The sequence below is a fragment of the Pseudomonas sp. SP16.1 genome (assembly GCF_052682975.1).
On record NZ_JBQYFZ010000001.1, the window covers coordinates 1,664,232 to 1,684,582 of the forward strand.

Sequence of the window (20,351 nt, forward strand, 5' to 3'; positions counted from 1 at the left end):
TGCAACCGGGCTTTCTCTTGAAGCGTTACCTATGCGAGGTGAACGAAGTATGAACCAACTGCCTACCAGCGACAACCCGGTGACGATGTCGACGCGCGAGATCGCGGCGCTCACCGGCAAGCAGCACAAGGACGTGATCCGCGATGTGCGGGTGATGCGCGAGGCCCTGGCGAAGGATGGCGCAGATCTGCGCCATCTGCTGGAGCACAAGGACGCCCGCGGCTATACCGCGGAGTTTCTGCTCGACCGCCCCCTGACCGAGACCCTGCTCACCGGCTACAGCATTCCGCTGCGCCACCGCGTGATTCTGCGCCTGGCCGAGCTGGAGCAACGCACCGCGCCGCCGTCCATCCCCCGCACCCTGCCCGAGGCCCTGCGCCTGGCCGCCGATCTGGCGGAGCAGAACAACCGCCTGCAGGTGGCGGTGAGCGAGCAGGCGCCGAAGGTGGAAGCGCTGGCGCGGATCGCCGAGGCCGGCGGCTCGATGTGCCTGACCGATGCCGCCAAGCACCTGGGTGTGCAGCGCTGTCGGCTGATCGAGTGGATGCGCGCCAACCGCTGGATCTACCGCCGCGAGGGGAGCATGCGCCTGCTGGCGTATCAGCCGCGCCTTGCGGCCGGCCTGCTCGATCACAAGGTGTCGATCATCGGCCGGGAGGACGACGGCGCCGAGCGCCTGGCCAGCCAGGTGCGGGTGACGGCCAAGGGGCTGGCGCTGCTGGCGCAGAAGATGGGCGCGCCACGTTCTGCGGCGCATGAAAACGTGGCGCGTAACGAGGGCAGCCAGCATGGCCGGTGAGTGGATCAAGATGCGCACCAACCTGTGGGACGACCCGCGCGTGTCGCACCTGTGCGACCTGGTGGACCAGCCCGAGGCGATGGTGGTGGGCGGCCTGTACTGGCTGTGGTCGATGGCCGATGAGCACTCCGAGGACGGCGTGCTGCCGGGCATGGCCCTGCGCGCCATCGACCGGAAGACGGGCGTGGCTGGCCTGGGCGATGCCCTGGTGCAGATCGGCTGGCTGGCGGAAGTGGAGGGCGGTATCGAGGTGGTGAAGTTCAGCGAGCACAACGGCACGTCCGCAAAGCGGCGCTGCCAGGAGGCGCAGCGTAAGGCCAATGCGCGCAATGTGTCCGCATCCGATGCGGACAAAACGCCGCCACCCAGCGGAGCTAGAGAAGAGAAGATAAGAGAAGATCTAAAACCCTCTCACGCTGCGCGCGACGACGCTCAGCCCGAGGGTGACCCGAAGCTCGCCGACCATGATGCCCCCTTCGCGATGACCCTGGAGTGGGAGCCGGACCCTGGCCGCCTCAAGGCTCTGGCCTTTCGCGCTGGGTTGCCGCCGAAGACCGTTGCTGATGCGCTGGCCAAGTTCGTGATTCACCACGAGGCCAAGGGGCTGGCGCTGACCTCGGCCGAGTGGCACGCCAAGTTGATCACCTGGGCGAAGGACGACCAGGTGCGGGCGGCGGCGCAGGGGGGCAAGGTGACGCCGTTGCGCGGTGAGCGCCAAGCAGGGCAGCGCGGCCCGCGTGTGGTGACCGTATGAGCGCTCCCCGCAACGCCGGCGAGGTGGCCGCCAACCTCAAGCCCCAGCCCCTGGCGCAGGTGCCAGTCCCGCAGCAGGTGGTGGTGGACGACGCCACCCAGGACGCGCTGGCCGACCTGATGCTCCGCCTCAAGGGCGTGTACACCGGCTGGCGCCAGGTGTGGCCTACCGAGCAGGAAGAGTTCGCCTGGCAGGACGAGTTCCTGGCCGAGGGCATCCGCTCCGGGGTGCTGCGCGCCGGCCTGGTCGACCACGGCATGCGCATCGCCGGCCGCGACCAGCGGCCGTGGCCGCCGACCCCGGGCCAGTTCGTGAGCTGGTGCCTGGCGCCCGAGGCGTTCGGCCTGCCGGGCGAGGACAAGGCCTACAAGATCGCCATGCGCAACACCCACCCGGCCCAGGCCGGCATGGCCCGCTGGCCGCACCCGGCGCTGTACCACGCAGCGGTGGCCTGCGGTTACCTGGCGCTGCAGAACCTGGAGCGCAAGCTGGGCCAGCAGCTGTTCGCCGAGAAGTACCTGGAGCAGCGCCGGCGCATGGCGCGCGGCGAGGAGCTGGCGCCGGCGCCGGTTGCCGCGCTGCCGGCGCCGCTGCGCAAGGGCTCGCCGGAGGTGGCCAACGAGCATCTGGCGAAGATGCGGGCGAGGTTGGGAGGTGGTCGTGGCTGATTGGGTGTGGCAGGCCCCTGAGGTCGCGCCGAAGGACCGGCTGATCCTGGCGGACATTGGCCTGCCCTGGCCGGTGGTGGCGCTCTGGAGCGAGTACGCCGAGAAGTGGGCGCTGGCTGACCTGGAGTGGAGCCAATGCGAGGGCAGGGCCGATCCTGGCTTTGTGACCGAGTACGAAGTGACCCTGCGGGGTTGGATGGAGTTGCCGGAGGTGATGCGTGAGTGACCTGAAAGACACCAACCCGAAGGACATCGTCGGGAGCCAGAAGCTACCGCTGCACCTGTGGCCGACCACGGCGACGGCCATGGGCTGCCTGGGCCTGATGGATGGTGCGCTGAAGTACGGCAGGGCCAACTGGCGCGCCGCCGGGGTGCGCGCCTCGATCTACTTCGACGCGGCGAACCGCCACCTGGCGGCGTGGTTCGAGGGCGAGGCCGCCGACCCGGACAGCGGCCTGCCGCACCTGGCGCATGCGCTGGCGTGCCTGGCGATCATCGTTGATGCCGAGGCCGCCGGGCTGCTGGTGGACGATCGCCAGGTGCCTGGCGGGCATCGCCGCCTGGTGGATGCCCTCACGAAGCACGTAGCGCGCTTGCAGGTCGTGCATGCGGAGCGTGCGCCGAAGCACTTCACCATCGCCGACGCGCCGAAGCTGCCATGAACGCGATCGGCTGGGCGCCCAAGAAGAACCGCGAAGGCGATGTGGTGCCGGGCTGCTGGATCACCGCCGCCGGCTACTTGGTGGCGGAGTTCCTGGTTGATGAGGTGAAGGTCTACACCGTGACGGCGCCGGGGCAATCGGTGGCGCTTGCGTATCGCCGTGGGCGTGACGGGGTGGTGGCGGCGATCCAGGCGCACATGGCAGGCGAGCCGGTGGGCAAGTTCGAGGGGGAGGCGGGGTAGTGGCGAGCAAGAAGGCGGGCATGCGCTCGGTGGGTGAGGTGGTGGAGTGGTGGCTGTCGCGCATCGAGGGCGACCGGACGCGCAGCGAGAAGTACCGCGGCAGCATGGGCTCGCTGATGCGCCGGCACGTGATCCCGCGCGTGGGCCGGGTGGCGCTGCGCAAGCTGGACCGGGTGCTGCTGGACGACAAGCTGGTGTTCCCCATGCACCAGGAGCTGGCGCCGCGCACCGTGCAGAAGGCCCTGCAGGGGATGCGCCAGGCCTTCCGCATGGCGGAGACGCAGGGGCGCATCGAGGCCAACCCGCTGGCGGGCACAACCTTCCGCGACTTCTACAAGGGCAAGCTGCGGCCGAAGCCGGCGGCGCTGTCGCGGGTCGATCTGCAGGCGCTGGTGCAGCACTTGGTGGCGGTGTTCGAGCGCGACCCGGCGAAGGGGATGCTGCCGCTGATGATGCTGGCGCACGGCACGCGCATCGCGGAGACGCTGGCGGCGCGCTGGTCGCACATCTCGCTCGATGAGCGGGTGTGGGTGATCCCTGAGGCGAACACCAAGAGCCGCCGCGAGCACGTGCTGCCGCTGACCGCCCAGGTGCTCGGCCTGCTGGCGCGCTACCGCGAGGCGCTGCCGGATGCGCGGATGAAGGCGGCCTGGCTGTTCCCGGTGCGCGGCGGTGCCGGCATGGCGCTCACCAGCGGCCATGCGCTGATGCGTGAGGTGAGCGGCCGGCAGTGGACGAGCCACGACCTGCGCAAGCTGATGCGCTCCAGCCTGGCCGACATCGGCGTGGACCACATGGTGGGCGAGCTGCTGATCAACCATGCCTTGGGCGTGACCACCGAGACCTACCTGACCCGCGATGCGATGGAGCGTCGGCGCGAGGCGCTGGAGCGCTGGCATGCGCGGTTGGATGAGTGCGGCTTCGCCGGTGCGCACGGCGTAAAAGTGGCCGTTCCTGCACTTCTGCAAATTGGCGCGGCGCCAGTAATGGCGGGAGTTCCCGCCGATTCCAGTATTTCTACGTGGGGAGGGTGAAGAATGCGCCAAGGCACCAAGAATTGGCAGGCGCTGGGGCGTCTCCCCAGGGGGCGAATGAACAAGACCGAGGCGTCCTATGCCGTGCATCTGGAGCGCCGCAAGGCTGCCGGCGAGGTGGCTTGGTGGGTGTTCGAGGGAGTGAAGCTGCGCCTGGCGGATGCCACGTTCTACGACACGGACTTCACGGTGATGCTCTCGACGGGCGAGCTCGAGGTGCACGAGGTGAAGGGGCACTGGACCGACGATGCCAGGGTGAAGATCAAGGTCGCCGCGGCGCAGTACCCGTTCCGCTTCATCGCCCTGAAGAAGAGCCGCGATGCGTCTGGCTGGAAGGTCGAGGAGTTCTGATGCGCGGGCTGATCTATCTGGAGCGCTGCGAGGTCTGCCGGGGCGCTGGGCGCATCCAGGGAATCTTCCATCGCATGGAGTGTGCCGGCTGCAACGGTGGCGGGTTCGTGAGGCCGGACGGATCGGCACTGGACTACCCGGCGCTGGTCGAGCAGTTGCGGCTGCGCCTGGCCATGTCGGGCGATGAGCGTAAGCGGATGCAGCGCGTGCTGGAGCAGGCAGGACTGCTGCCTGACCAGGGCGCAGCGGCCGCGTATCAGGGCAACAACAAGAAGGGCGCCGGCGGGGCGCACTTCACTGGGGATTGAGGGGGAGGGGACCATGATCTATTCGAGCGTGCTGAGTGCGGTGGTGTCGGCCCTGGCGGCTGAGTGCATCGACTCGACGGCCAAGCAGGCCTGGCAGAAGCTGATCGACCTGGATACGGCGCGGGTCGGCGCCGGAAGCAACGCGCACCAGCGCATGCAGGTGGATTGCTGGGTGTTCGCCAGGCTGCACCGCGAGTTGATCCCGCGGCACTGGAATGCCCTGGTGGCCCGGTACAGCACCCACAATGGGCGGAAGGTCGAGGCGATCGGGCGCCTGGCGCCGATCATCGCTTCGCCGGCATCGCGGTTGTTCGTCTACAAGGCGGTGACGGCCTGGGCGATCCCACCGTTGAAGGGGGCGGAGGGTAAGCGCTCGTCGAAGATGATCGTTCTGCCGGCGGAGTTCTACGACATGAACACGTGGGATCTGGAGGCGAACCACGAGCGTACTCGGCGCCGCTGGCGGCAGGCGGTTGGGGTGGTGCTGGACGAGATGGTGAGCGAGGCGCTGCGGGCTGCCGAAGTGATCCTGGCAGGCGAGGGCGTGTTGCTCTCGCATGCGGCTTGACTTGATTGTCCGAGTGGCCGAGTATTTCCCCATCCTGTCGATCTTGCGCGTTCAGGATTGATAATCCCGAAAGCCCGGCCAATGCGCCGGGCTTTTTCGTTTCCGGAGGTCTTATGTTCGGCTCTATTGGTGAACTGCTCGGCGACGCTCTGAAAATTGCAGCAGCGCCAATCCAAGTCGCGGCTGATGTAACTCGGGCGGTGACCAAGCCATTGGCAGAGGCTGCACAACAGGTCGCCAAGGACGTGAAGGACGAGCTGCACGACAAGCACTCGCCGCGCTGAACTGGACTGCTTTCTGCTATGCGGCGGATTTCCCTAGCCCGCCGCCCTTGCCCGCCTCGTGCGGGCTTTTTATTTGGAGACGCTTATGGACCCGACCACCGCAGGCAGCGCCGTGCTGGCGAAGTACGGCGCGGTGATTGCCGGCTTCATCGGCGCCATTCTGTCGCTCAGCTTCCTCAAGGGTCTGACCCGCAAGGAGGCCGTGGCCGCGGTGCTGACCGGCTTCGCGTCCTCTGTGTTCACCACGCCGTTCGTGGTCGCCTACTTCGGCCTGCCGTCCGACCTGGAGTCGCGCTATGGCGTGGCCTTTCTGATCGGCCTGCTGGCCATGAACCTGATTCCGGCCGTAAAGGCGATGCTCGAACGGATCGTCGCCCTGCGAGGTGCGTGATATGGCAACCATCCTGATCGGCTTGGATGCCGTGCTGTGCATCGTCATCATGCTCGCCGCTCTGGACTATCTGCGCGCGGTCTACTTCATGGATCAACCGGCTGTGTGCGCTGCCTTCTACCTCGTTGTGGTCGGCGCGTTCGGCATCTTGGTCACGCTGTACGCCGGAAAGCAGCCTTCGCCGTGGGAGGTGCTGCTGCACCTCGGTGTGACGCTGTACGCGGCGGCGCACTACCCGCAGATCTTCCTGCATGAGTGGCGCTGGGATGGCAAGGAGCGCCGCCATTCTCGGCTATGACGTTCAAGGTCACCTTCAGCGGCCTGCGCGAACGGCTGCAGACGCTTGACCGCCTCGAGCGGGAGCAACTGCCGTTCGCCGCGGCGCTTGCGCTGACCCGCACTGCCCAGGAAGTGCAGAAGGGCATTCGCTCCGAGATGGAGACGGTGTTCGATCGGCCAACTCGGGCCACGCTCAACAGCCTGTTCATTCAGCCGGCCACCAAGGAGAAGATGGAGGCGAGGGTCTGGATCAAGGACGGCCGCCAGGTGAATGCCAAGGGCAATCTGGTCGGCCAGGAAGGGCAGTGGGGCAAGGGCCGGGCTGCTTCAACGTGGCTGACCCCGCAGGTATACGGGGGCGGGCGTAACGACAAGGGCTTCGAGAAGATGCTGCGCCGCAAGGGCGTGCTCGGACCCGGCCAGTACGTCGTGCCAGGGGACAAGCTGCCGCTGGACCAGCACGGCAACATCGGCCGTGGCCAGCTGAACAAGATCCTGTCCGGCGCCCAGCTCTTCACCGAGGAGGGCTACAAGGCCAACGTGACAGACAGCCGCCGCTCTACTCGCAAGGGCAATCGCCGCTACTTCCTGATCAAGAAGGGAAGCAGGCCAATCGGCATTGCTGAGCGCTTGGGCTACGGCAAGGGCAGCAGGAACAACATCCGCATTGTGCTGGCCTTCGTAGGTGGCCCAGCGTACAGGCAGCGCCTGGACTTCTTCGGTGTGGCCGAGAAGGTCGCAGAGGATCAGCTTCCCATCCAGTTCGAGCTAGCTCTGGCCCGCGCCCTCGGGACGCGCCGGCGGTGATGCACCATCGTGGTGCGCTTTGGGTCCTCCCCGGGCGGGGGTGCCCCGAGGGTAATTCGGGCCCCGCCCTTCCACTATGTATGGGCATTTTTCGGAGGTTGGTTGTTGTTTAGTCATGGCCAAGAACGAAACAACCAAGCAGCCGGGATGGTTGAACAAGTCCGAGATGGCGAAGTCGCTCGGCATATCCCCGCAAGCCTTTGATAAATGGGGCGTTGAGCCGGTCGCGCGGGTAGGGCGCGAGGCGTTCTACCGGGTGCAGGATGTGGTGCAGAACCGCGTCGACCACGCTTCGAAGAAACACCAACTTGTCGGGGGTGACGGCGACACTCCCGATCCGATGATCGAGTACAAGCTGCTCCAGGAGCGCCTTCGCCTCACCACTGCCCAGGCATACGCCCAGGAGCAGAAGAACCAGGTCAACGACAAGATCCTGGTGCCGGTGCCATTCGCGACCTTCGCGTTGGCCAAGATCGCCGCTCAGATCGGCTCGAAGCTGGAGACCGTAGGCAAGACGGTAAGCCGCCGCCACCCGGAGATCGACCCACGAATCCTGGAAACCCTGGAGCGGGAGATAGCCATGGCCCGCAACATCACCGCGCAGTTCGGTGACGACCTACCAGGAATCCTCGATGAGTACCTTGCAACCATGGATCAATGATCTCGGCAAGGCGGTCAGGCTCGGCCTGCAGGGGATGTACAAGGAGCCGCCGCTGACGGCGGTGGAGTGGGCCGACAAGCATTTCTACATGTCGTCCGAGTCCTCCTACAACGAGGGCAAGTGGACAACCGACCCGTTTCAAGTAGCCATCCTCAACGCGATGGGCAACGACCTGATCGCGGTCGTCAACTTCGTGAAGTCGGCGCGTATCGGCTACACCAAGCTGCTGCTGGCGAACATCGGCTACAAGGTCCAGCACAAGCGCCGCAACGTCATGATGTGGTCGCCGACCGACCCGGACGCCGAGGATATCAGCAAGAGCCACGTCAACGGCCTGATCCGCGACGTGCCGGTGGTGCGCGAGCTGGCCCCCTGGTTCGGCCGCAAGCACAGCGACAACACCCTCGACCAGAAGGTCTTCGCCAACCGCAAGACGCTATGGGTCCGCGGCGGCAAGGCCTCGCGCAACTACCGCGAGAAGTCGGCCGACGAGGTCATCTACGACGAGCTGTCGAACTTCGATGCCGACGTCGAAGGCGAGGGCGACCCCGTCACCCTAGGCGACAAGCGCCTCGATGGCGCCGTCTACCCGAAGTCGATTCGTGGCTCTACGCCGAAAAAGGCCGGCAGCTGCCAGGTCAGCAAGGCGGCCAGCGAGTCGCCGATCCGGCTGCGTTTCCATATCGAGTGCCCGCACTGCCGCGGTGAGCAGACGCTCAAGTTTGGCGGCAAGGACTGCGACCACGGCCTCAAGTGGGAGAAGGACGCGCTCGGGGAGCCGGTGAAGGCTTGGTACCTGTGCGAGCACTGCAAGGCGATGTTCTTCCACCCCGACATGGTCGAGGCGTCGAAGACCGGGCGCTGGATCTGCGAGGTCACGGGCATCTGGACGCGCGACGCCATGGACTGGTTCGGCCCGGATGGTGAGCCGATCCGCACGCCGCGCTCGATCGCCTTCTACTGCTGGGCGATCTACAGCACCTGGTCGACGTGGCTCAAGATCGCCACCGAGTTCCTCAAGATCAAGGGCGACCGCGAGAAGCTGGTCACCTTCACCAACACCACGCTGGGCGAGGTGTGGGAGGAGACCCAGGACAAGGTCGCATGGGATGCCCTGTATGGCCGCCGCGAGGTATGGGCCGGCCAGGTTCCGCAGCGCGCCGTGGTGCTAACCGGCGGTATCGACACCCAGGACGACCGCTACGAGGGGCGTGTCTGGGCTTGGGCGCCTGGTGAGGAAGCGTGGCTCGTCCACCGCTTCATCCTGCAGGGCGACCCGGCCAGTGAAGAACTGCGCCGCAAGGTCGGCGTCGAGCTGCAGCGGCAGTTCACCCGCGCCGACGGCCTGGTGATGCGCGTTGACCGTTGGGGCTGGGACTCCGGCGGCCACTACACCGACGAGGTGTACGGCGAAAGCCTCAAGCACGGTGTGTTCTGGGTGATCCCCACCAAGGGCGCCAGCGTGTACGGCAAGCCAATCGCCAACATGCCGCGCAGCCGGAACAAGTCGAAGGTGTACCTCACCGAGATCGGAACCGACAACGCGAAGGAGCTGATCTACAGCCGCCTGAAGCTGGACCTTGACACCGCCAAGTCGCAAGCCGGCGAGGCGCAGCCCGGCGTCATCCATCTGCCGGCCAATGACGATGTGTGCGACGAGAGCGAAGTCCGCCAACTCACCAGCGAGGTGAAGGTGCCCAAGGTCACCGGCGGCAAGCGCGTGCTGCGCTGGGACAACCAGGGCCGCCGCAACGAGGCGCTCGACTGCTTCGTCGGCGCGCTGGCCGCGCTGCGCATCAGCCAGCAGCGCTTCGGCCTAGATCTCGACGTGCTGGCAGAAGACCCGCACCCCGGCGGCGACGCTGCAGCAGATAACCAAGAACGCCCTCGGGCGAAATCCAAATACTGGAATCGATAGCGATGGCCTACACCCTCGAGCAGTACCAGGCCCTGCAGGCCGCCATCGCCGGCGGCGAGCTGTCCGTGCGCTACGCCGATCGCAGCGTCACCTACCGCTCCGTCTCCGAGATGCTGCAGATCCTGCGGCTGATGGAGAACGAACTGGGCCTGAACACCGATACCACTGGTGGCCGCCGGCTGACCTCCTTCTCGAAAGGCTACTGACATGCGCGTGATCGACACCCTGTTTCCCGGCTACGCCGCGAAGCGCGCGATGGCTCGCCTGGAGAAAAAGCGGGCTGACCTGATCCTCGCCACTATGGAGCGCCGTTTCGAAGGTGCCGCCGGCGGCCGGCGCAATGAAGGCTGGCGCGCGGCAGGTGCCGACGCCAACGCGGAGAACGGCCCGGCGCTGAGTGTGCTGCGCAACCGCGCACGCGACCTGCGCCGTAACAACCCCTACGCCGAGCGCGCCGTCACCGGCATCGCCGACAACGTGGTGGGCGCCGGCATCGTGCCGCGGCCGATGGCTGATCGGGACCGTAGCAACAAGCGCCTGGGCGCTCTCTGGATGGCGTGGGGCGAAACCCTGCTGTGCGATGCCGATGGCCTGGAGAACTTCTACGGCCTGCAGCACAAGATCATCGAATGCGTGGTTGAGAGTGGCGAGTGCCTGGTGCGCCGCCGCCGGCGATACGCCTCCGATGGCCTGCCGGTACCCCTGCAGCTGCAGGTGCTGGAGCCGGACTTTCTCGACGATGCCAAGACCGGCGCCAACGGCAGCAACCTGATCATCCAGGGCATTGAGTTCGATTCCCTCGGCAAGCGGGTTGCTTACTGGCTGTTCGACCAGCACCCAGGCTCCAACTCGTCCATGCGCTCCATCGAGTCGCGGCGCATCCCGGCCGAGGACGTGACCCACGTCTTCCTGCCCAGGCGCGCCGGCCAGGCCCGCGGCTACACCTGGTTCGCCCCGGTGATGCAGCGCCTGAAGAACTTCGACGAGATGGAAGACGCGGTGATGGAGCAGGCCAAGATCGCCGCCTGCTTCGCCGCGTTCATCACCAACGATGGCGCCGGCGGCCAGGCTGCCAAGAAAAAGCCCCTGATTGAGCGCATGGAGCCCGGCATCATCCAAGAGCTGGCCATGGGCGAGAGCGTGAACTTCTCCGCGCCGCCCACCTTCAACGGTTATCAGCCATACAGCTGGCAGTCGCTGCATGCCATCTCGGTCGGCATGGGCGTGCCCTACGAGCTGCTCACCGGCGACCTGAAAGGCGTGAACTTCTCCAGCGGCCGCATGGGCTGGCTGCACTTCGCCCGCCGGGTGGATGTGTGGCAGTGGCGCATGCTCATCCCGCAGCTCTGCGAGGTGGTCTGGCAGTGGTTCATGGAGGCCCAGGCCCTGCTGCCTGGCGCCATACTGACTGACGTGATCGCCGAGTGGGTGCCGCCCCGGCGCGAAATGGTCGACCCCAAGACCGAAACCGAGACGGTCAAGGAGCGCCTGCGCTCCGGCCTGATCACCTGGCCGAACGCCCTGCGCGAACTCGGCATCACCGACCCGAACGCCCACGCCGACGAGATCGCCAAGGCCAACGAGCTGTTCGACAAGCTCGGCCTGGTGCTGGACTGCGACCCGCGCAAAGTCTCCAACGCCGGCCTCACCCAGGCCCGCCCGCAAGGCACCGTCATCCCCTCGACGGACGTCGACCCGGAGCCACCAACCGAAGAGAGCCAGACCCATGACAACGGCGACCCAGACGCTTGAAACCCCGCTGCTGAGCATTCGCGCGGCTGTCCGCCCGGGCACCGTTGATATAGAGCAGCGCACTGTAGAAATCACCTGGACCACCGGCGCGCGCGGCAAGCGCTGGAGCTGGTCCATCGGCGAATACCAGGAAGAGCTGGACGTCAGCGACGGCGCCATCCGCATGGAGCGCCTGAACAACGGTGCACCGTTCCTCAATACCCATGGCCAGTGGGACCTCGACGATGTCATCGGCGTGGTCGAACGGGCCTGGCTGGAGGGCGGCGAGGGTCGGGCGGTGATCCGCTTCAGCGCCCGCGAGGACGTCGACCCGATCTTCCGCGACGTCAAGGACGGCATCCTGCGCAACATCAGCGTCGGCTACATGGTGCACCGCTATGTCCTCGTCGAGGACGGCGAAGACGCCATTCCGCTGTACCGCGCCACCGACTGGGAGCCGACCGAGCTCTCCCTGGTGCCGATCGGCTTCGACGACGGCGCCAAGGTTCGCAGCGCCAAGACCCCGGGGGAGTACCAGGGCCAACGCTTCACCACTGTTTTCGAGACTCGGGAGGCCGAACAGCCTGCCGAACAACCGGCCGCCGTGGCCACCATCCAAGAGGAAAACGTCATGACCGAAGAAGAGAAGCGCGCGGCCGAGGAGCAAATCCGCCGTGAGGCCCAGGAGGCCGAGCGCAAGCGCGGCCTCACCATCCGCCAGATGGCCAAGAAGGTCGGCCTGCCGGAAGATTTCGCCGAAGACCTGGTGGAGCGCGGCGTGTCCGTGTCCGATGCCAGCGCTGCGATGATCGACAAACTGGCCGCCGACCACCAGTCGGAGCAGCCGGCCACCCGCAACAGCCAGTCCACCCGCGTCAACAGCGAGATCGACCAGTCGGTGATCGTCGCCAAGCGCGGCGCCATGCTCAACGCCCTGCTGCACCGCTGCGACCCGACCGTGAAGCTCGAGGAAACCGCCCGCGAGTTCCGCGGCATGCGCCTGATCGACATGGCCCGCGAGAGCGTGGAGCTGGTCGGCGGCAGCGTGCGCGGCATGACCCCGCAGGAAGTGGCCCGCGCCGCCCTCGGTTGCGACCGCCAGGCCTTCCGCGCCGCCGGCATGCACACCACCAGCGACTTCCCGCTGCTGCTGGGCAGCACCGTCAACCGCACCCTGCGCGCCGGTTATGAGCTGGCCCCGCAGACCTGGCGCCCGCTGGGCAGCCAGACCACCGTGCCGGACTTCCGCGAAGTGACCCGCGTGGCCCTGGGCGACATCACCGCGCTGGAGAAGGTGAACGAGCACGGCGAGTACAAATACGGCAGCCTGGGCGAGGAGGGTGCCCCGATCAAGGTGGCCAAGTTTGGCAAGATCATCGCCATCACCTGGGAGTCGATCGTCAACGACGACCTGGCCGCGCTCACTCGCGTGCCGCGCGCGCTGGGCGCCGCCGCCGCGCAAACCGAATCCGACCTGGTGTGGGACCTGCTGCTGAGCAACCCCAACTTCGTCGACGGTGTGGCGGTGTTCCATGCCGACCACGGCAACCTCGCCGGCAGCGCCGGTGCCATCAACACCACCACCCTGGCCGCTGCCCGCGCCGCCATGCGCAAGCAGAAGTCCAAGGCCGGGCACTTCCTCAACCTCGGCCCGCAGTACCTGGTGGTTGGCCCGGACAAGGAGCTGGAGGCCTTCCAGTTCACCAGCTCCAACTACGTGCCGGCCAAGAACGCCGACATCAACGACAGCCGCAACACCTCGCTGACCGTGATCGTCGACGCGCGCATCACCGGCAACCAGTGGTACCTCTACGCCGCGCCGGGCATGGTCGATACCTTCGAGTACGCCTACCTGGAAGGCGAGCAGGGCGTGTTCACCGAAACCCGCGAGGGCTTCGAAGTGGACGGCATGGAGATCAAGGCCCGCCTGGTGTTCGGCGCCGCCTGGATCGACTACCGCGGCGCCTACAAGAACGCCGGCGCGTAATCGCCAACCCCATCGACTAAGGGCGCCGGCTGGCGCCCTTGTCGTTTCTGCTCTCCCGAATCGAGGAACCCAACATGAAGAACTTCGTTCAGCACGGCGACATGATCACCGTACCGGCGCCCACTGGCGGCACCGTCTCCGGCCAGCTCTACCGCGTCAACGGCCTGATCGGCGTGGCCGCCACCACCGAAGCCGAAGGCGATCCGGTGGAACTGAAGACCACCGGCTGTTTCGACCTCGGCAAGACCAGCGCCCAGGCTTGGGCCGTTGGTGAGCCGATCTACGCCATTGCCGCCACCAACGTGCTCACCAACGTGGCCGGCACCGGCAACTACCTGGTCGGCGTGGCCACTGCCGTGGCTTCCAACCCGTCCGCCACCGGTCGCGTGCGCCTCAACGGCTCGCTGGGCCATCCGGTAACCGCCTAAGCCATGGCCTGGGCGGACATGCGCGACCGCATGCACCAGCGCGTGGTCGCGCACCTCAAGGACGGCTGCGCCCAGTACTCCGGCCCCACCGGGGCGCCGGTAGTGGCCGGCGTCGAGGTCATCGTCGATCACAACCTGATGCAGAACGGCCCGGATGGCCTGTTCCGCAGCAATGCCGTGGGTATTACCTGGCGCAAGGAGCAGCTGGCCCAGGCTGAGCGAGGCGGGGTGTTTGTGTTCGGCGGCGTCAGCTACCTGGTCGAGGAAACGATCAGCGACGACGGCCACATGCTCACCGCGGCCTGCATGGTGCAACCATGAACATCCTCACCGAAGCGCGCCTGGCGCTGATCGCTCGTCTCGGCGCCATCTCCACCGGCAACGGCTACCTCACCAATGTGGGGGGTAATGTCGTCTCGGGGTGGTTCAACGAGGTGATCGATAAGCAGCCCATTGGCGCCGGTCTGGTGGTTGTGCAGCGCGCACCAGATGGCGAGCCGGTGCGTGGGCCGGAGGCCGTCAAGCTGCGCCGCGGCTTCCGCGTTATCGCAGCGGTCGAGGCCGGCGTCGTCGGCTACGAGTCCGCTCTGGAGGATCTGGAGCTGGACCTCGTGCGGTGCCTGATGCCATCCATGGGCCAGCACGTGCCCTGGTTGCCCAAGGGGTGCGCTGGTTTCGCGGTCGGGCGCGCCGAATCTTTCCCGCCAGGGGATGGCCAGCCGGCCGCCACCCTGCTTATTCCCGTCACCTTCGACATCATCGTCAACGACTCCGGCCTGTAGGCCGCAGGAGCCCCCATGTCCACCAAGAACTCTGCTGCCCCGCAGCCGGAGCTGATCGAGGTCGTCCTCGCAAAAGCTCACACCCACAAGGGCCAGCCGCTCAAGGCCGGCGACAAGATCAAAGTAACCGCTGACCAGAAGGCCTGGCTCGAGAAGCACGGCGTCATCAGCACTCAGCAGGAGGACGTGAGCAATGGCTGATATCCGCGGCGCCTTTCTCGGTGTGGGCAAGCAATACATCGAAGACCTGGACAACCCCAAGGGGCTGATCTTCATCGGCAACTGCAACAGCCTGAGCTACCAGGCCGAGGTGCAGGACATCGAGGAGCAGGACTACACCACCCCCGGCGGCGGCCTGGATACCTCTGTGCAGCGCATCAGCGCGCTGAACATCACCTACAACGCCCGCCACTTCAAGGCTGAGAACATGGCGCGTGCGCTGTACGGCAGCGCCACCGACGTGGCCTCTGGCACTGTTACCGCCGAGGAGCACGTGGCCCATCCGGGCGCGCTGATCCTGCTGGCGCGCCCCGGCGCCACCTCGGTTGTGGTCAAGGATGAGGCCGGTACCACCACCTACGTGCTGGACACCGACTACACGCTGGATCCGGCTGGCTTCCCGATCATCATGGAGGGCGGCAGCATCATCGATGGTTCTACCATCCAGGTGGACTACAGCTACGCCAAGCACGCCACCATCCAGGCGCTGGTCGCATCGGGCAAGCGCTTCCGCCATGTGTTCGTCGGCCTCAACGAGGCGCGCAGCGGCAAGCCGGTGGTGATCGAGTGCTACCGCGTGAACCACTCGCCCGCCAGCCTGAGCTTCATCGGCGACGAGTTCCAGGGCATGGAGTTCACCGCCAAGGTGGAGAAGGACGCCACCAAGGTCGGCACCGGCCTGTCGCAGTACATGGTGATCAAGGACGTCGAGTAAGCGGGTGTGGCCAGGGATGGCCGGGTTTCTGTGCTGGCGCTGAGAGGCTACAGTCTCCCTGCTACCGGGGAGGAACACATGGGCATCAAGGGATGGATCGGCTGGATTGAGCGCCTGGCCAGGGGCGAGCGGCGGGCAAAGCTGCAGGCTACTGCATATTGCGCATTGCTGGGTATGTTGGCTGTTGGGCTGATCCTGATGGAGAGGGCTGGTTGACGTGGCGATCTTGTCGCGTGCATGATGGCGCTGCCGCTGCAAATTCAGCGGCCGGGCTTGGTAACCCGAAGATGGCAAAGGCGCACGACGCCTACATGGCGTTTTTTTGTGCCCGCTTTATGGTGGGCCGTGCGTGGGAGGGCTTCGGCCCTGCCGGGTTCCTTTGTCCCCGGTTTACCAACCCGCGCACGGTTCGCCTCCCTCTCGCTTGGTAACGAAGGTGGCGAACCCTAACTGACAAAGGGTGATGCCATGAATACTGCTCAAGTAATTCCGTTCCAGTTCGATGCTCGTGAAGTCCGCACCATGCTGGTCGATGACCAGCCGTGGTTCGTCGCTAGCGATGTTGCTTTGGCTCTGATGTACGCCGAAGCCAAGGACATGACCCGCAACCTCGATGAAGACGAGAAGGGTCGGCAGATTGTGCCGACCCTTGGCGGCGAACAGGAAATGCTGGTGATCAACGAGTCCGGGCTTTACTCGGCGATCCTTCGCAGCCGCAAAGCTGAGGCCAAGCGCTTCAAGAAGTGGATCACCGCCGAGGTGCTGCCGGCGATCCGCCGCACCGGCCATTACCACGACAGCAGCAACAAGATGGCCACCCTGGTCGATGCCCTGATCGGCATGACCGAAGTGAACGTGCTCAAGGGGCTGATTCGCGACAAGGCCAAGGTGGTGCCGCTGGAGAAGCGCCGCAGCTTCCAGCAGAACATGCACAACCGGCTGCACACCCGCTTCAACGTGCCTCGCATCGAGCTCATACAGGCCGGCGAGTTCGAAGCGGCCTGCAACTTCGTCGCGGCCTATGCCCTTGAGGGGGAATGGCTGCCGAGGCAGGAGAGGGTGCTGGGCACCCTGGCGCTTGATCGGTACCAGGCGCAGGACCTGGCCAACGTGCTGCACTACGCCGATTGGGTTTGCCATCGCTGGCACCAGGGCATCGGTGATGCCGTGAAGGCATTGAACCCGCGTTTCCACTCGCAGACCTGGGAGTTTTTCCGGGAGCTGCAGAACAACGCCGACAGACTGGAACGCTCCAGTCCGGAAATGGCTGCGGTGCTGCAAATGGGTGGCGGAAAGCGCCCGCATGAGCTGCGGGCGCGCGGGGTTTCTACCGCCACGCCGGCGGACTGAATTGAAGGCCAGTAACTGAGCCCGGCCCCGCGCCGGGTTTCGGTGCTGGCGCTGATCGGCTACATTCCCTGCCATATCCATAGGGAGGGAAACCCGATGCAGTGCAATTTCTGCCGCTACGAGTTCACCATGCGTGAGATCCAGGACAAGGCTGAGTGCCCAAGGTGCGCAGAAAGCCGCGCGCTCCCCGGAACGGCCAAAGTTTCACCGCCTGTTGCTGCCCATGTGAAGAAGGTTATGGGCGAATACCAGGGGGCTCAGCCGGTCGTGATCCTTGACCTCAACATGAGCTTTAACTCGATGGTCTGGTTCATGGTCAAGTGGGTGTTGGCGTCCATTCCGGCATTTATCATTCTGTTCGTGATTTTTGCGATTCTGTTCTTCATGTTCCCGGTTCTTGCTCCGCAATTCCTCGGCGACTGAAGGATTGGTTCTACCCATACCAACCCGCTTCGGCGGGTTTTTTATTGCCCGGAGAATCACATGAACAACAGCGCCGGCAAGGCCATTACCGAGATCGACGGCAAGGACTTCATCGTCAAGGAGCTGACGGTTGCGCAGCTGCGCAGCTTGATTGGCTCGCGAACGGAATACGAGGTGCTGCGCTGTGAGCTGTACGAGGACGTGTATCTGCACGAGTTGCCGGCGTTTGTCGATGCGGAGTTGGAGGACCTTGAGCAGTTGCGCCCGAGCCAGCTTGACGTCCTGATCGCCAAGGTGAAGGAGATGAACCCGCGTTTTTTTCAAATGCTGGCGCGGCTCAAGGCGCCGTCGCCGGCCCCGATTGCTCAATAGCCCAGCTCGACAGCGCCATCTGCGCGCTGGTGCGCCTTGGGCATCACGGCGTGCTCGATTACCCCTGGTCCCTCTTCCTGCGAGCCATCAAAGGTTAAGCCATGACCGATATTGAACTGCGGCTGACGGCCGATCTGGACCAGGCGACCAAGGAGGTGGCGGGCTTCACCAAGGCCTATGCAGACTTGGTCAAGCAGGTAGAGAAGCCCCTACGGCAGGTGAATGCGACGCGCGAGCTGGAGGCAAACCTTGAGGCCACCGGCGCGCAGATGCGGACAGTCAAGCAGCGCCTGCAGGACTTGCAGCGTGACCTGGTTGCCACCGACCGCCCAACCGAGCAGCTGAAGCAGAGCTTTCGCGACGCGACCAAGGAGCTGCAGCGGCTGGAGCGCGTGGAGGCCCAACAGACCAGCCAGCTAGGCCGCCTGCGCACGGAATTGAAAGGCGCGGGTGTAGATACGACTCGCCTAGCCGCCGAGCAACGCCGGCTCAACGCCGAGCTGAACAGCGCCATGAGCGCCGGGCGCGCGGACGCCGCCGCCCGCGGCATCCGCAACCGGGCGGCCGCCCTCAAGGAGCAGGCACTGGCTCAGCGCCAGGCCAACCTGGAGGCGGCGCGTAACAACCTCGGCGTCACCCAGTCTCGGGCTGCACGGCTGGAGATTCAGTCGCTGCGTCAGCAGTACAACCTGCTGCGCACCTCCGGCGCGCTGACCACGAAGGAGTTGGCGCTCGCTCAACGCGAGCTGAAACGCCGCATCAAGGAGACCAAAGACGAGCTCAGTGGGCTTGAGGGCGGATTCGGTGGCGGTGGCCTTCTCGGTAGTTTTCGTGGTGGCGGCGGTGCGGCCGCTGTCGCCGCCGGCGTGGCAGCAGTAGGTGCTGGCGCCGTCAAGGTGGCGCAAGGGGCCGACGAAGTTAGCCGCCTTGACGCACGCCTGCGCCTTGCGACCAAGTCGCAAAGTGAGTTCAACACCGCCCAGGCGGAGCTTGATCGCATTGCCGACGCAACCCAGGGCGACATTGCCGGTTTGGTCGACCTCTATAGCCGGCTGCAGCGTCCGCTGAGCGAGGTCGGGCTTGGTCAGAAGGAGACTTTGCAGACTGTCGAGGCAGTATCGCTGGCGCTGAAGATCGGCGGAGCCTCAGCTACCGAGGCGGACGGCGCCGTGCGCCAGCTGTCGCAGGCCCTGGCTTCCGGCGTATTGCGCGGCGACGAGTTCAACTCTGTGCTCGAGCAGTCTGACCGCGTAGCGGGGGCCCTGGCAGACGAGCTCGGCGTTACCGTTGGGCAACTGCGTGAGATGGCGAAGGAGGGCAAGCTCACCACTGAAACCATCGTCCAGGCATTCGGCAATCAGCTGCCGACGCTTCGAGAAGAATATTCAAAGTTCGCTCCGGAGTTGGGCGCCGCGTTCGATCGTCTGCTGACCGAAACCCGGCGCTACTGGGGAAGGCAGGCCAAGGAGTCTGGCATCACCGACTACCTGGCTAAGACCGTCAACGACATGGCGAAGAACGCCAATCGTGCGACGGAGGTTGAGGCCGCTGCGCATGAGGAGCTCGACGCTCTTCGCCAGGAAGAGCTGAGAAAATACAGCGCCTATGTCGCGGATCTTGAAACCCAGCGGCAGAAGTTGGTCAAGGATGCCGAGGCTGCGGCCAAGAAACTGGTCAGTGCCGAAAAGAAGGCGACCAGCGATCTGGAGAAGGTGCGCGGCGAGCGCTTGAAGATCGAGAAGCGCTATCAGGAGGCGCTGGCTGGGCTAGGCGGTAGCGGCGATGCCAGCTACAGCGCCGCGCAAGACCTGAAGCTCGGTGCCCGTGACGCGCTGGCCAACGGCGACGTGGAAGGCGCGCAGCGTCTGGCGCAGGAAGCGCTGAAAATGCTGCAGGATCTGGCGTCGGCCGGCGAGAACACCTACGGCTTCCGCGGCTTCGTCCAGGAGCTGCAGGCCATCGAGCTTGCCGCCAACGACCTGGAGCAGAGCAACGCCGAGGACAAGCTGGCCGACATCCAGTACCAGATGAAGGCGCTGAAGGACCAGGCAGACCAACTGAAGGACATGTCCGTTTCGGTGAAAACCGACGAGGCGAGCGTCGAGCAGGTGCGTAGCCAGATCGAGTCATTGGTGGCCCAGCTCGGGCAAACCGAGATCGTGCTGCCGGTGCGAGTGCAGATGCCAGATGGCGCTCCAGTGCCGACCACCACTGCCAGCGTCCCCGGCTTCGCCTCCGGCGGCTACACCGGCCCCGGCGGCCGGTACGAGCCGGCCGGGGTGGTGCACCGCGGCGAGGTGGTGTGGTCGCAGCTGGATATCGCCCGCGCCGGTGGGGTGGCGGTGGTGGAGGCCATGCGTCGCGGCCTGCGTGGGTACGACATGGGCGGCATCGTGGCGCCTCGTGCACTGCCTGCCATCCCCTCGCTGGCGCCGGCCTTGCAGCAGCAACTGGCCGGCCCGAACTTCCCCGACCTCGGCAGCCTGCAGCTCGACCTCGGCGGCCAGACCACCACGGTCTACGTCGACCAGGCTGGGGCGCTGAACCTGCAGCGCCTGGCAATGAAGAAGGGCGGCACCCGCCGCAAATAGCCCGCCCCGCGCGGGCTTCGTTTTTCT

The 20,351-nt window shown here is 65.8% G+C and carries 29 protein-coding genes; all 29 read left to right on the plus strand.

Going from position 1 to position 20,351, the window contains the following annotated elements; genetic code table 11:
• The first annotated feature begins 49 nt into the window (after positions 1-49).
• Positions 50-799 carry a phage antirepressor KilAC domain-containing protein gene (locus tag ACUTAF_RS08080; protein ID WP_445579490.1) on the plus strand — a complete coding sequence of 250 codons (750 nt, stop codon included), beginning with the start codon at positions 50-52 and terminating at the stop codon, positions 797-799.
• Positions 789-1,553, plus strand: coding sequence for a DnaT-like ssDNA-binding domain-containing protein (locus ACUTAF_RS08085; protein WP_445579491.1), 765 nt, complete (start codon positions 789-791; stop codon positions 1,551-1,553). The genes ACUTAF_RS08080 and ACUTAF_RS08085 overlap by 11 nt, the downstream gene beginning before the upstream one ends.
• On the plus strand, positions 1,550-2,221 hold the full coding sequence (locus ACUTAF_RS08090) for a replication protein P (RefSeq protein ID WP_445579492.1): 672 nt from the start codon (positions 1,550-1,552) through the stop codon (positions 2,219-2,221). Before ACUTAF_RS08085 ends, ACUTAF_RS08090 begins: the two co-directional genes overlap by 4 nt.
• Positions 2,214-2,447 carry a hypothetical protein gene (locus ACUTAF_RS08095; RefSeq protein ID WP_445579493.1) on the plus strand — a complete coding sequence of 78 codons (234 nt, stop codon included), beginning with the start codon at positions 2,214-2,216 and terminating at the stop codon, positions 2,445-2,447. Before ACUTAF_RS08090 ends, ACUTAF_RS08095 begins: the two co-directional genes overlap by 8 nt.
• On the plus strand, positions 2,440-2,883 hold the full coding sequence (locus ACUTAF_RS08100) for a dATP/dGTP diphosphohydrolase domain-containing protein (RefSeq protein ID WP_445579494.1): 444 nt from the start codon (positions 2,440-2,442) through the stop codon (positions 2,881-2,883). The genes ACUTAF_RS08095 and ACUTAF_RS08100 overlap by 8 nt, the downstream gene beginning before the upstream one ends.
• Positions 2,880-3,125, plus strand: a complete 246-nt coding sequence (locus tag ACUTAF_RS08105) for a hypothetical protein (RefSeq protein ID WP_445579495.1) — start codon at positions 2,880-2,882, stop codon at positions 3,123-3,125. Before ACUTAF_RS08100 ends, ACUTAF_RS08105 begins: the two co-directional genes overlap by 4 nt.
• Positions 3,125-4,159, plus strand: coding sequence for a tyrosine-type recombinase/integrase (locus ACUTAF_RS08110; RefSeq protein WP_445579496.1), 1,035 nt, complete (start codon positions 3,125-3,127; stop codon positions 4,157-4,159). The genes ACUTAF_RS08105 and ACUTAF_RS08110 overlap by 1 nt, the downstream gene beginning before the upstream one ends.
• A gap of 3 nt (positions 4,160-4,162) precedes the next feature.
• A complete protein-coding gene (locus tag ACUTAF_RS08115; protein WP_445579497.1) occupies positions 4,163-4,510 on the plus strand; it encodes a DUF1064 domain-containing protein in 348 nt (115 codons plus the stop codon).
• Positions 4,510-4,818, plus strand: a complete 309-nt coding sequence (locus tag ACUTAF_RS08120; protein WP_445579498.1) for a hypothetical protein — start codon at positions 4,510-4,512, stop codon at positions 4,816-4,818. The genes ACUTAF_RS08115 and ACUTAF_RS08120 overlap by 1 nt, the downstream gene beginning before the upstream one ends.
• Before the next feature lie 13 nt (positions 4,819-4,831).
• Positions 4,832-5,386 (plus strand): hypothetical protein, encoded by a 555-nt coding sequence (locus ACUTAF_RS08125; protein WP_445579499.1) that lies wholly within the window; start codon positions 4,832-4,834, stop codon positions 5,384-5,386.
• A gap of 113 nt (positions 5,387-5,499) precedes the next feature.
• Entirely contained in the window at positions 5,500-5,670 is a 171-nt protein-coding gene (locus ACUTAF_RS08130; RefSeq protein WP_445579500.1) for a hypothetical protein, read from the plus strand.
• An 85-nt stretch (positions 5,671-5,755) separates the two neighbouring features.
• The gene (locus tag ACUTAF_RS08135) at positions 5,756-6,061 is read left to right on the plus strand and encodes a peptidase M48, Ste24p (RefSeq protein WP_445579501.1); all 306 of its coding nucleotides are present in this window, start codon (positions 5,756-5,758) and stop codon (positions 6,059-6,061) included.
• Between the two features lies 1 nt (position 6,062).
• Entirely contained in the window at positions 6,063-6,359 is a 297-nt protein-coding gene (locus ACUTAF_RS08140) for a hypothetical protein (protein WP_445579502.1), read from the plus strand.
• A complete protein-coding gene (locus tag ACUTAF_RS08145) occupies positions 6,356-7,147 on the plus strand; it encodes a hypothetical protein (protein ID WP_445579503.1) in 792 nt (263 codons plus the stop codon). Before ACUTAF_RS08140 ends, ACUTAF_RS08145 begins: the two co-directional genes overlap by 4 nt.
• 115 nt (positions 7,148-7,262) lie before the next feature.
• Positions 7,263-7,808, plus strand: coding sequence for a terminase small subunit (locus ACUTAF_RS08150; protein WP_445579504.1), 546 nt, complete (start codon positions 7,263-7,265; stop codon positions 7,806-7,808).
• Entirely contained in the window at positions 7,780-9,726 is a 1,947-nt protein-coding gene (locus ACUTAF_RS08155) for a phage terminase large subunit family protein (protein ID WP_445579505.1), read from the plus strand. The genes ACUTAF_RS08150 and ACUTAF_RS08155 overlap by 29 nt, the downstream gene beginning before the upstream one ends.
• 2 nt (positions 9,727-9,728) lie before the next feature.
• Entirely contained in the window at positions 9,729-9,932 is a 204-nt protein-coding gene (locus ACUTAF_RS08160) for a phage head-tail joining protein (protein ID WP_445579506.1), read from the plus strand.
• Between the two features lies 1 nt (position 9,933).
• Entirely contained in the window at positions 9,934-11,478 is a 1,545-nt protein-coding gene (locus ACUTAF_RS08165; RefSeq protein WP_445579507.1) for a phage portal protein, read from the plus strand.
• Positions 11,453-13,444, plus strand: a complete 1,992-nt coding sequence (locus tag ACUTAF_RS08170; protein WP_445579508.1) for a prohead protease/major capsid protein fusion protein — start codon at positions 11,453-11,455, stop codon at positions 13,442-13,444. Before ACUTAF_RS08165 ends, ACUTAF_RS08170 begins: the two co-directional genes overlap by 26 nt.
• Positions 13,445-13,518: 74 nt before the next feature.
• On the plus strand, positions 13,519-13,872 hold the full coding sequence (locus ACUTAF_RS08175; protein ID WP_445579509.1) for a DUF2190 family protein: 354 nt from the start codon (positions 13,519-13,521) through the stop codon (positions 13,870-13,872).
• 3 nt (positions 13,873-13,875) lie between these two features.
• Positions 13,876-14,193: a head-tail joining protein gene (locus ACUTAF_RS08180; protein ID WP_445579510.1), complete on the plus strand. Its 318-nt coding sequence runs from the start codon at positions 13,876-13,878 to the stop codon at positions 14,191-14,193.
• Positions 14,190-14,654: a hypothetical protein gene (locus ACUTAF_RS08185; RefSeq protein ID WP_445579511.1), complete on the plus strand. Its 465-nt coding sequence runs from the start codon at positions 14,190-14,192 to the stop codon at positions 14,652-14,654. The genes ACUTAF_RS08180 and ACUTAF_RS08185 overlap by 4 nt, the downstream gene beginning before the upstream one ends.
• 15 nt (positions 14,655-14,669) lie before the next feature.
• Entirely contained in the window at positions 14,670-14,855 is a 186-nt protein-coding gene (locus tag ACUTAF_RS08190; RefSeq protein ID WP_445579512.1) for a DUF7210 family protein, read from the plus strand.
• The gene (locus ACUTAF_RS08195; RefSeq protein WP_445579513.1) at positions 14,848-15,588 is read left to right on the plus strand and encodes a phage tail tube protein; all 741 of its coding nucleotides are present in this window, start codon (positions 14,848-14,850) and stop codon (positions 15,586-15,588) included. The genes ACUTAF_RS08190 and ACUTAF_RS08195 overlap by 8 nt, the downstream gene beginning before the upstream one ends.
• 78 nt (positions 15,589-15,666) lie before the next feature.
• Positions 15,667-15,804, plus strand: coding sequence for a hypothetical protein (locus ACUTAF_RS08200; protein WP_445579514.1), 138 nt, complete (start codon positions 15,667-15,669; stop codon positions 15,802-15,804).
• Between the two features lie 252 nt (positions 15,805-16,056).
• Entirely contained in the window at positions 16,057-16,938 is an 882-nt protein-coding gene (locus ACUTAF_RS08205) for a BRO-N domain-containing protein (RefSeq protein WP_445579515.1), read from the plus strand.
• Positions 16,939-17,067: 129 nt separating this feature from the next.
• On the plus strand, positions 17,068-17,361 hold the full coding sequence (locus ACUTAF_RS08210) for a hypothetical protein (RefSeq protein WP_445579516.1): 294 nt from the start codon (positions 17,068-17,070) through the stop codon (positions 17,359-17,361).
• 60 nt (positions 17,362-17,421) lie between these two features.
• A complete protein-coding gene (locus ACUTAF_RS08215; RefSeq protein WP_445579517.1) occupies positions 17,422-17,733 on the plus strand; it encodes a hypothetical protein in 312 nt (103 codons plus the stop codon).
• A gap of 101 nt (positions 17,734-17,834) precedes the next feature.
• On the plus strand, positions 17,835-20,324 hold the full coding sequence (locus ACUTAF_RS08220; protein ID WP_445579518.1) for a tape measure protein: 2,490 nt from the start codon (positions 17,835-17,837) through the stop codon (positions 20,322-20,324).
• Positions 20,325-20,351 lie beyond the last annotated feature (27 nt).

What these genes read in the sequence shown, in the direction of transcription:
- ACUTAF_RS08080 (WP_445579490.1), top strand. Translation starts at nt 50, where the DNA reads ATGAACCAACTGCCTACCAGCGACAACCCGGTGACGATGTCGACGCGC.
- ACUTAF_RS08085 (WP_445579491.1), top strand. Translation starts at nt 789, where the DNA reads ATGGCCGGTGAGTGGATCAAGATGCGCACCAACCTGTGGGACGACCCG.
- ACUTAF_RS08090 (WP_445579492.1), top strand. Translation starts at nt 1,550, where the DNA reads ATGAGCGCTCCCCGCAACGCCGGCGAGGTGGCCGCCAACCTCAAGCCC.
- ACUTAF_RS08105 (WP_445579495.1), top strand. Translation starts at nt 2,880, where the DNA reads ATGAACGCGATCGGCTGGGCGCCCAAGAAGAACCGCGAAGGCGATGTG.
- ACUTAF_RS08115 (WP_445579497.1), top strand. Translation starts at nt 4,163, where the DNA reads ATGCGCCAAGGCACCAAGAATTGGCAGGCGCTGGGGCGTCTCCCCAGG.
- ACUTAF_RS08120 (WP_445579498.1), top strand. Translation starts at nt 4,510, where the DNA reads ATGCGCGGGCTGATCTATCTGGAGCGCTGCGAGGTCTGCCGGGGCGCT.
- ACUTAF_RS08125 (WP_445579499.1), top strand. Translation starts at nt 4,832, where the DNA reads ATGATCTATTCGAGCGTGCTGAGTGCGGTGGTGTCGGCCCTGGCGGCT.
- ACUTAF_RS08130 (WP_445579500.1), top strand. Translation starts at nt 5,500, where the DNA reads ATGTTCGGCTCTATTGGTGAACTGCTCGGCGACGCTCTGAAAATTGCA.
- ACUTAF_RS08135 (WP_445579501.1), top strand. Translation starts at nt 5,756, where the DNA reads ATGGACCCGACCACCGCAGGCAGCGCCGTGCTGGCGAAGTACGGCGCG.
- ACUTAF_RS08140 (WP_445579502.1), top strand. Translation starts at nt 6,063, where the DNA reads ATGGCAACCATCCTGATCGGCTTGGATGCCGTGCTGTGCATCGTCATC.
- ACUTAF_RS08145 (WP_445579503.1), top strand. Translation starts at nt 6,356, where the DNA reads ATGACGTTCAAGGTCACCTTCAGCGGCCTGCGCGAACGGCTGCAGACG.
- ACUTAF_RS08150 (WP_445579504.1), top strand. Translation starts at nt 7,263, where the DNA reads ATGGCCAAGAACGAAACAACCAAGCAGCCGGGATGGTTGAACAAGTCC.
- ACUTAF_RS08155 (WP_445579505.1), top strand. Translation starts at nt 7,780, where the DNA reads ATGAGTACCTTGCAACCATGGATCAATGATCTCGGCAAGGCGGTCAGG.
- ACUTAF_RS08160 (WP_445579506.1), top strand. Translation starts at nt 9,729, where the DNA reads ATGGCCTACACCCTCGAGCAGTACCAGGCCCTGCAGGCCGCCATCGCC.
- ACUTAF_RS08165 (WP_445579507.1), top strand. Translation starts at nt 9,934, where the DNA reads ATGCGCGTGATCGACACCCTGTTTCCCGGCTACGCCGCGAAGCGCGCG.
- ACUTAF_RS08170 (WP_445579508.1), top strand. Translation starts at nt 11,453, where the DNA reads ATGACAACGGCGACCCAGACGCTTGAAACCCCGCTGCTGAGCATTCGC.
- ACUTAF_RS08175 (WP_445579509.1), top strand. Translation starts at nt 13,519, where the DNA reads ATGAAGAACTTCGTTCAGCACGGCGACATGATCACCGTACCGGCGCCC.
- ACUTAF_RS08180 (WP_445579510.1), top strand. Translation starts at nt 13,876, where the DNA reads ATGGCCTGGGCGGACATGCGCGACCGCATGCACCAGCGCGTGGTCGCG.
- ACUTAF_RS08185 (WP_445579511.1), top strand. Translation starts at nt 14,190, where the DNA reads ATGAACATCCTCACCGAAGCGCGCCTGGCGCTGATCGCTCGTCTCGGC.
- ACUTAF_RS08190 (WP_445579512.1), top strand. Translation starts at nt 14,670, where the DNA reads ATGTCCACCAAGAACTCTGCTGCCCCGCAGCCGGAGCTGATCGAGGTC.
- ACUTAF_RS08195 (WP_445579513.1), top strand. Translation starts at nt 14,848, where the DNA reads ATGGCTGATATCCGCGGCGCCTTTCTCGGTGTGGGCAAGCAATACATC.
- ACUTAF_RS08200 (WP_445579514.1), top strand. Translation starts at nt 15,667, where the DNA reads ATGGGCATCAAGGGATGGATCGGCTGGATTGAGCGCCTGGCCAGGGGC.
- ACUTAF_RS08205 (WP_445579515.1), top strand. Translation starts at nt 16,057, where the DNA reads ATGAATACTGCTCAAGTAATTCCGTTCCAGTTCGATGCTCGTGAAGTC.
- ACUTAF_RS08210 (WP_445579516.1), top strand. Translation starts at nt 17,068, where the DNA reads ATGCGTGAGATCCAGGACAAGGCTGAGTGCCCAAGGTGCGCAGAAAGC.
- ACUTAF_RS08215 (WP_445579517.1), top strand. Translation starts at nt 17,422, where the DNA reads ATGAACAACAGCGCCGGCAAGGCCATTACCGAGATCGACGGCAAGGAC.
- ACUTAF_RS08220 (WP_445579518.1), top strand. Translation starts at nt 17,835, where the DNA reads ATGACCGATATTGAACTGCGGCTGACGGCCGATCTGGACCAGGCGACC.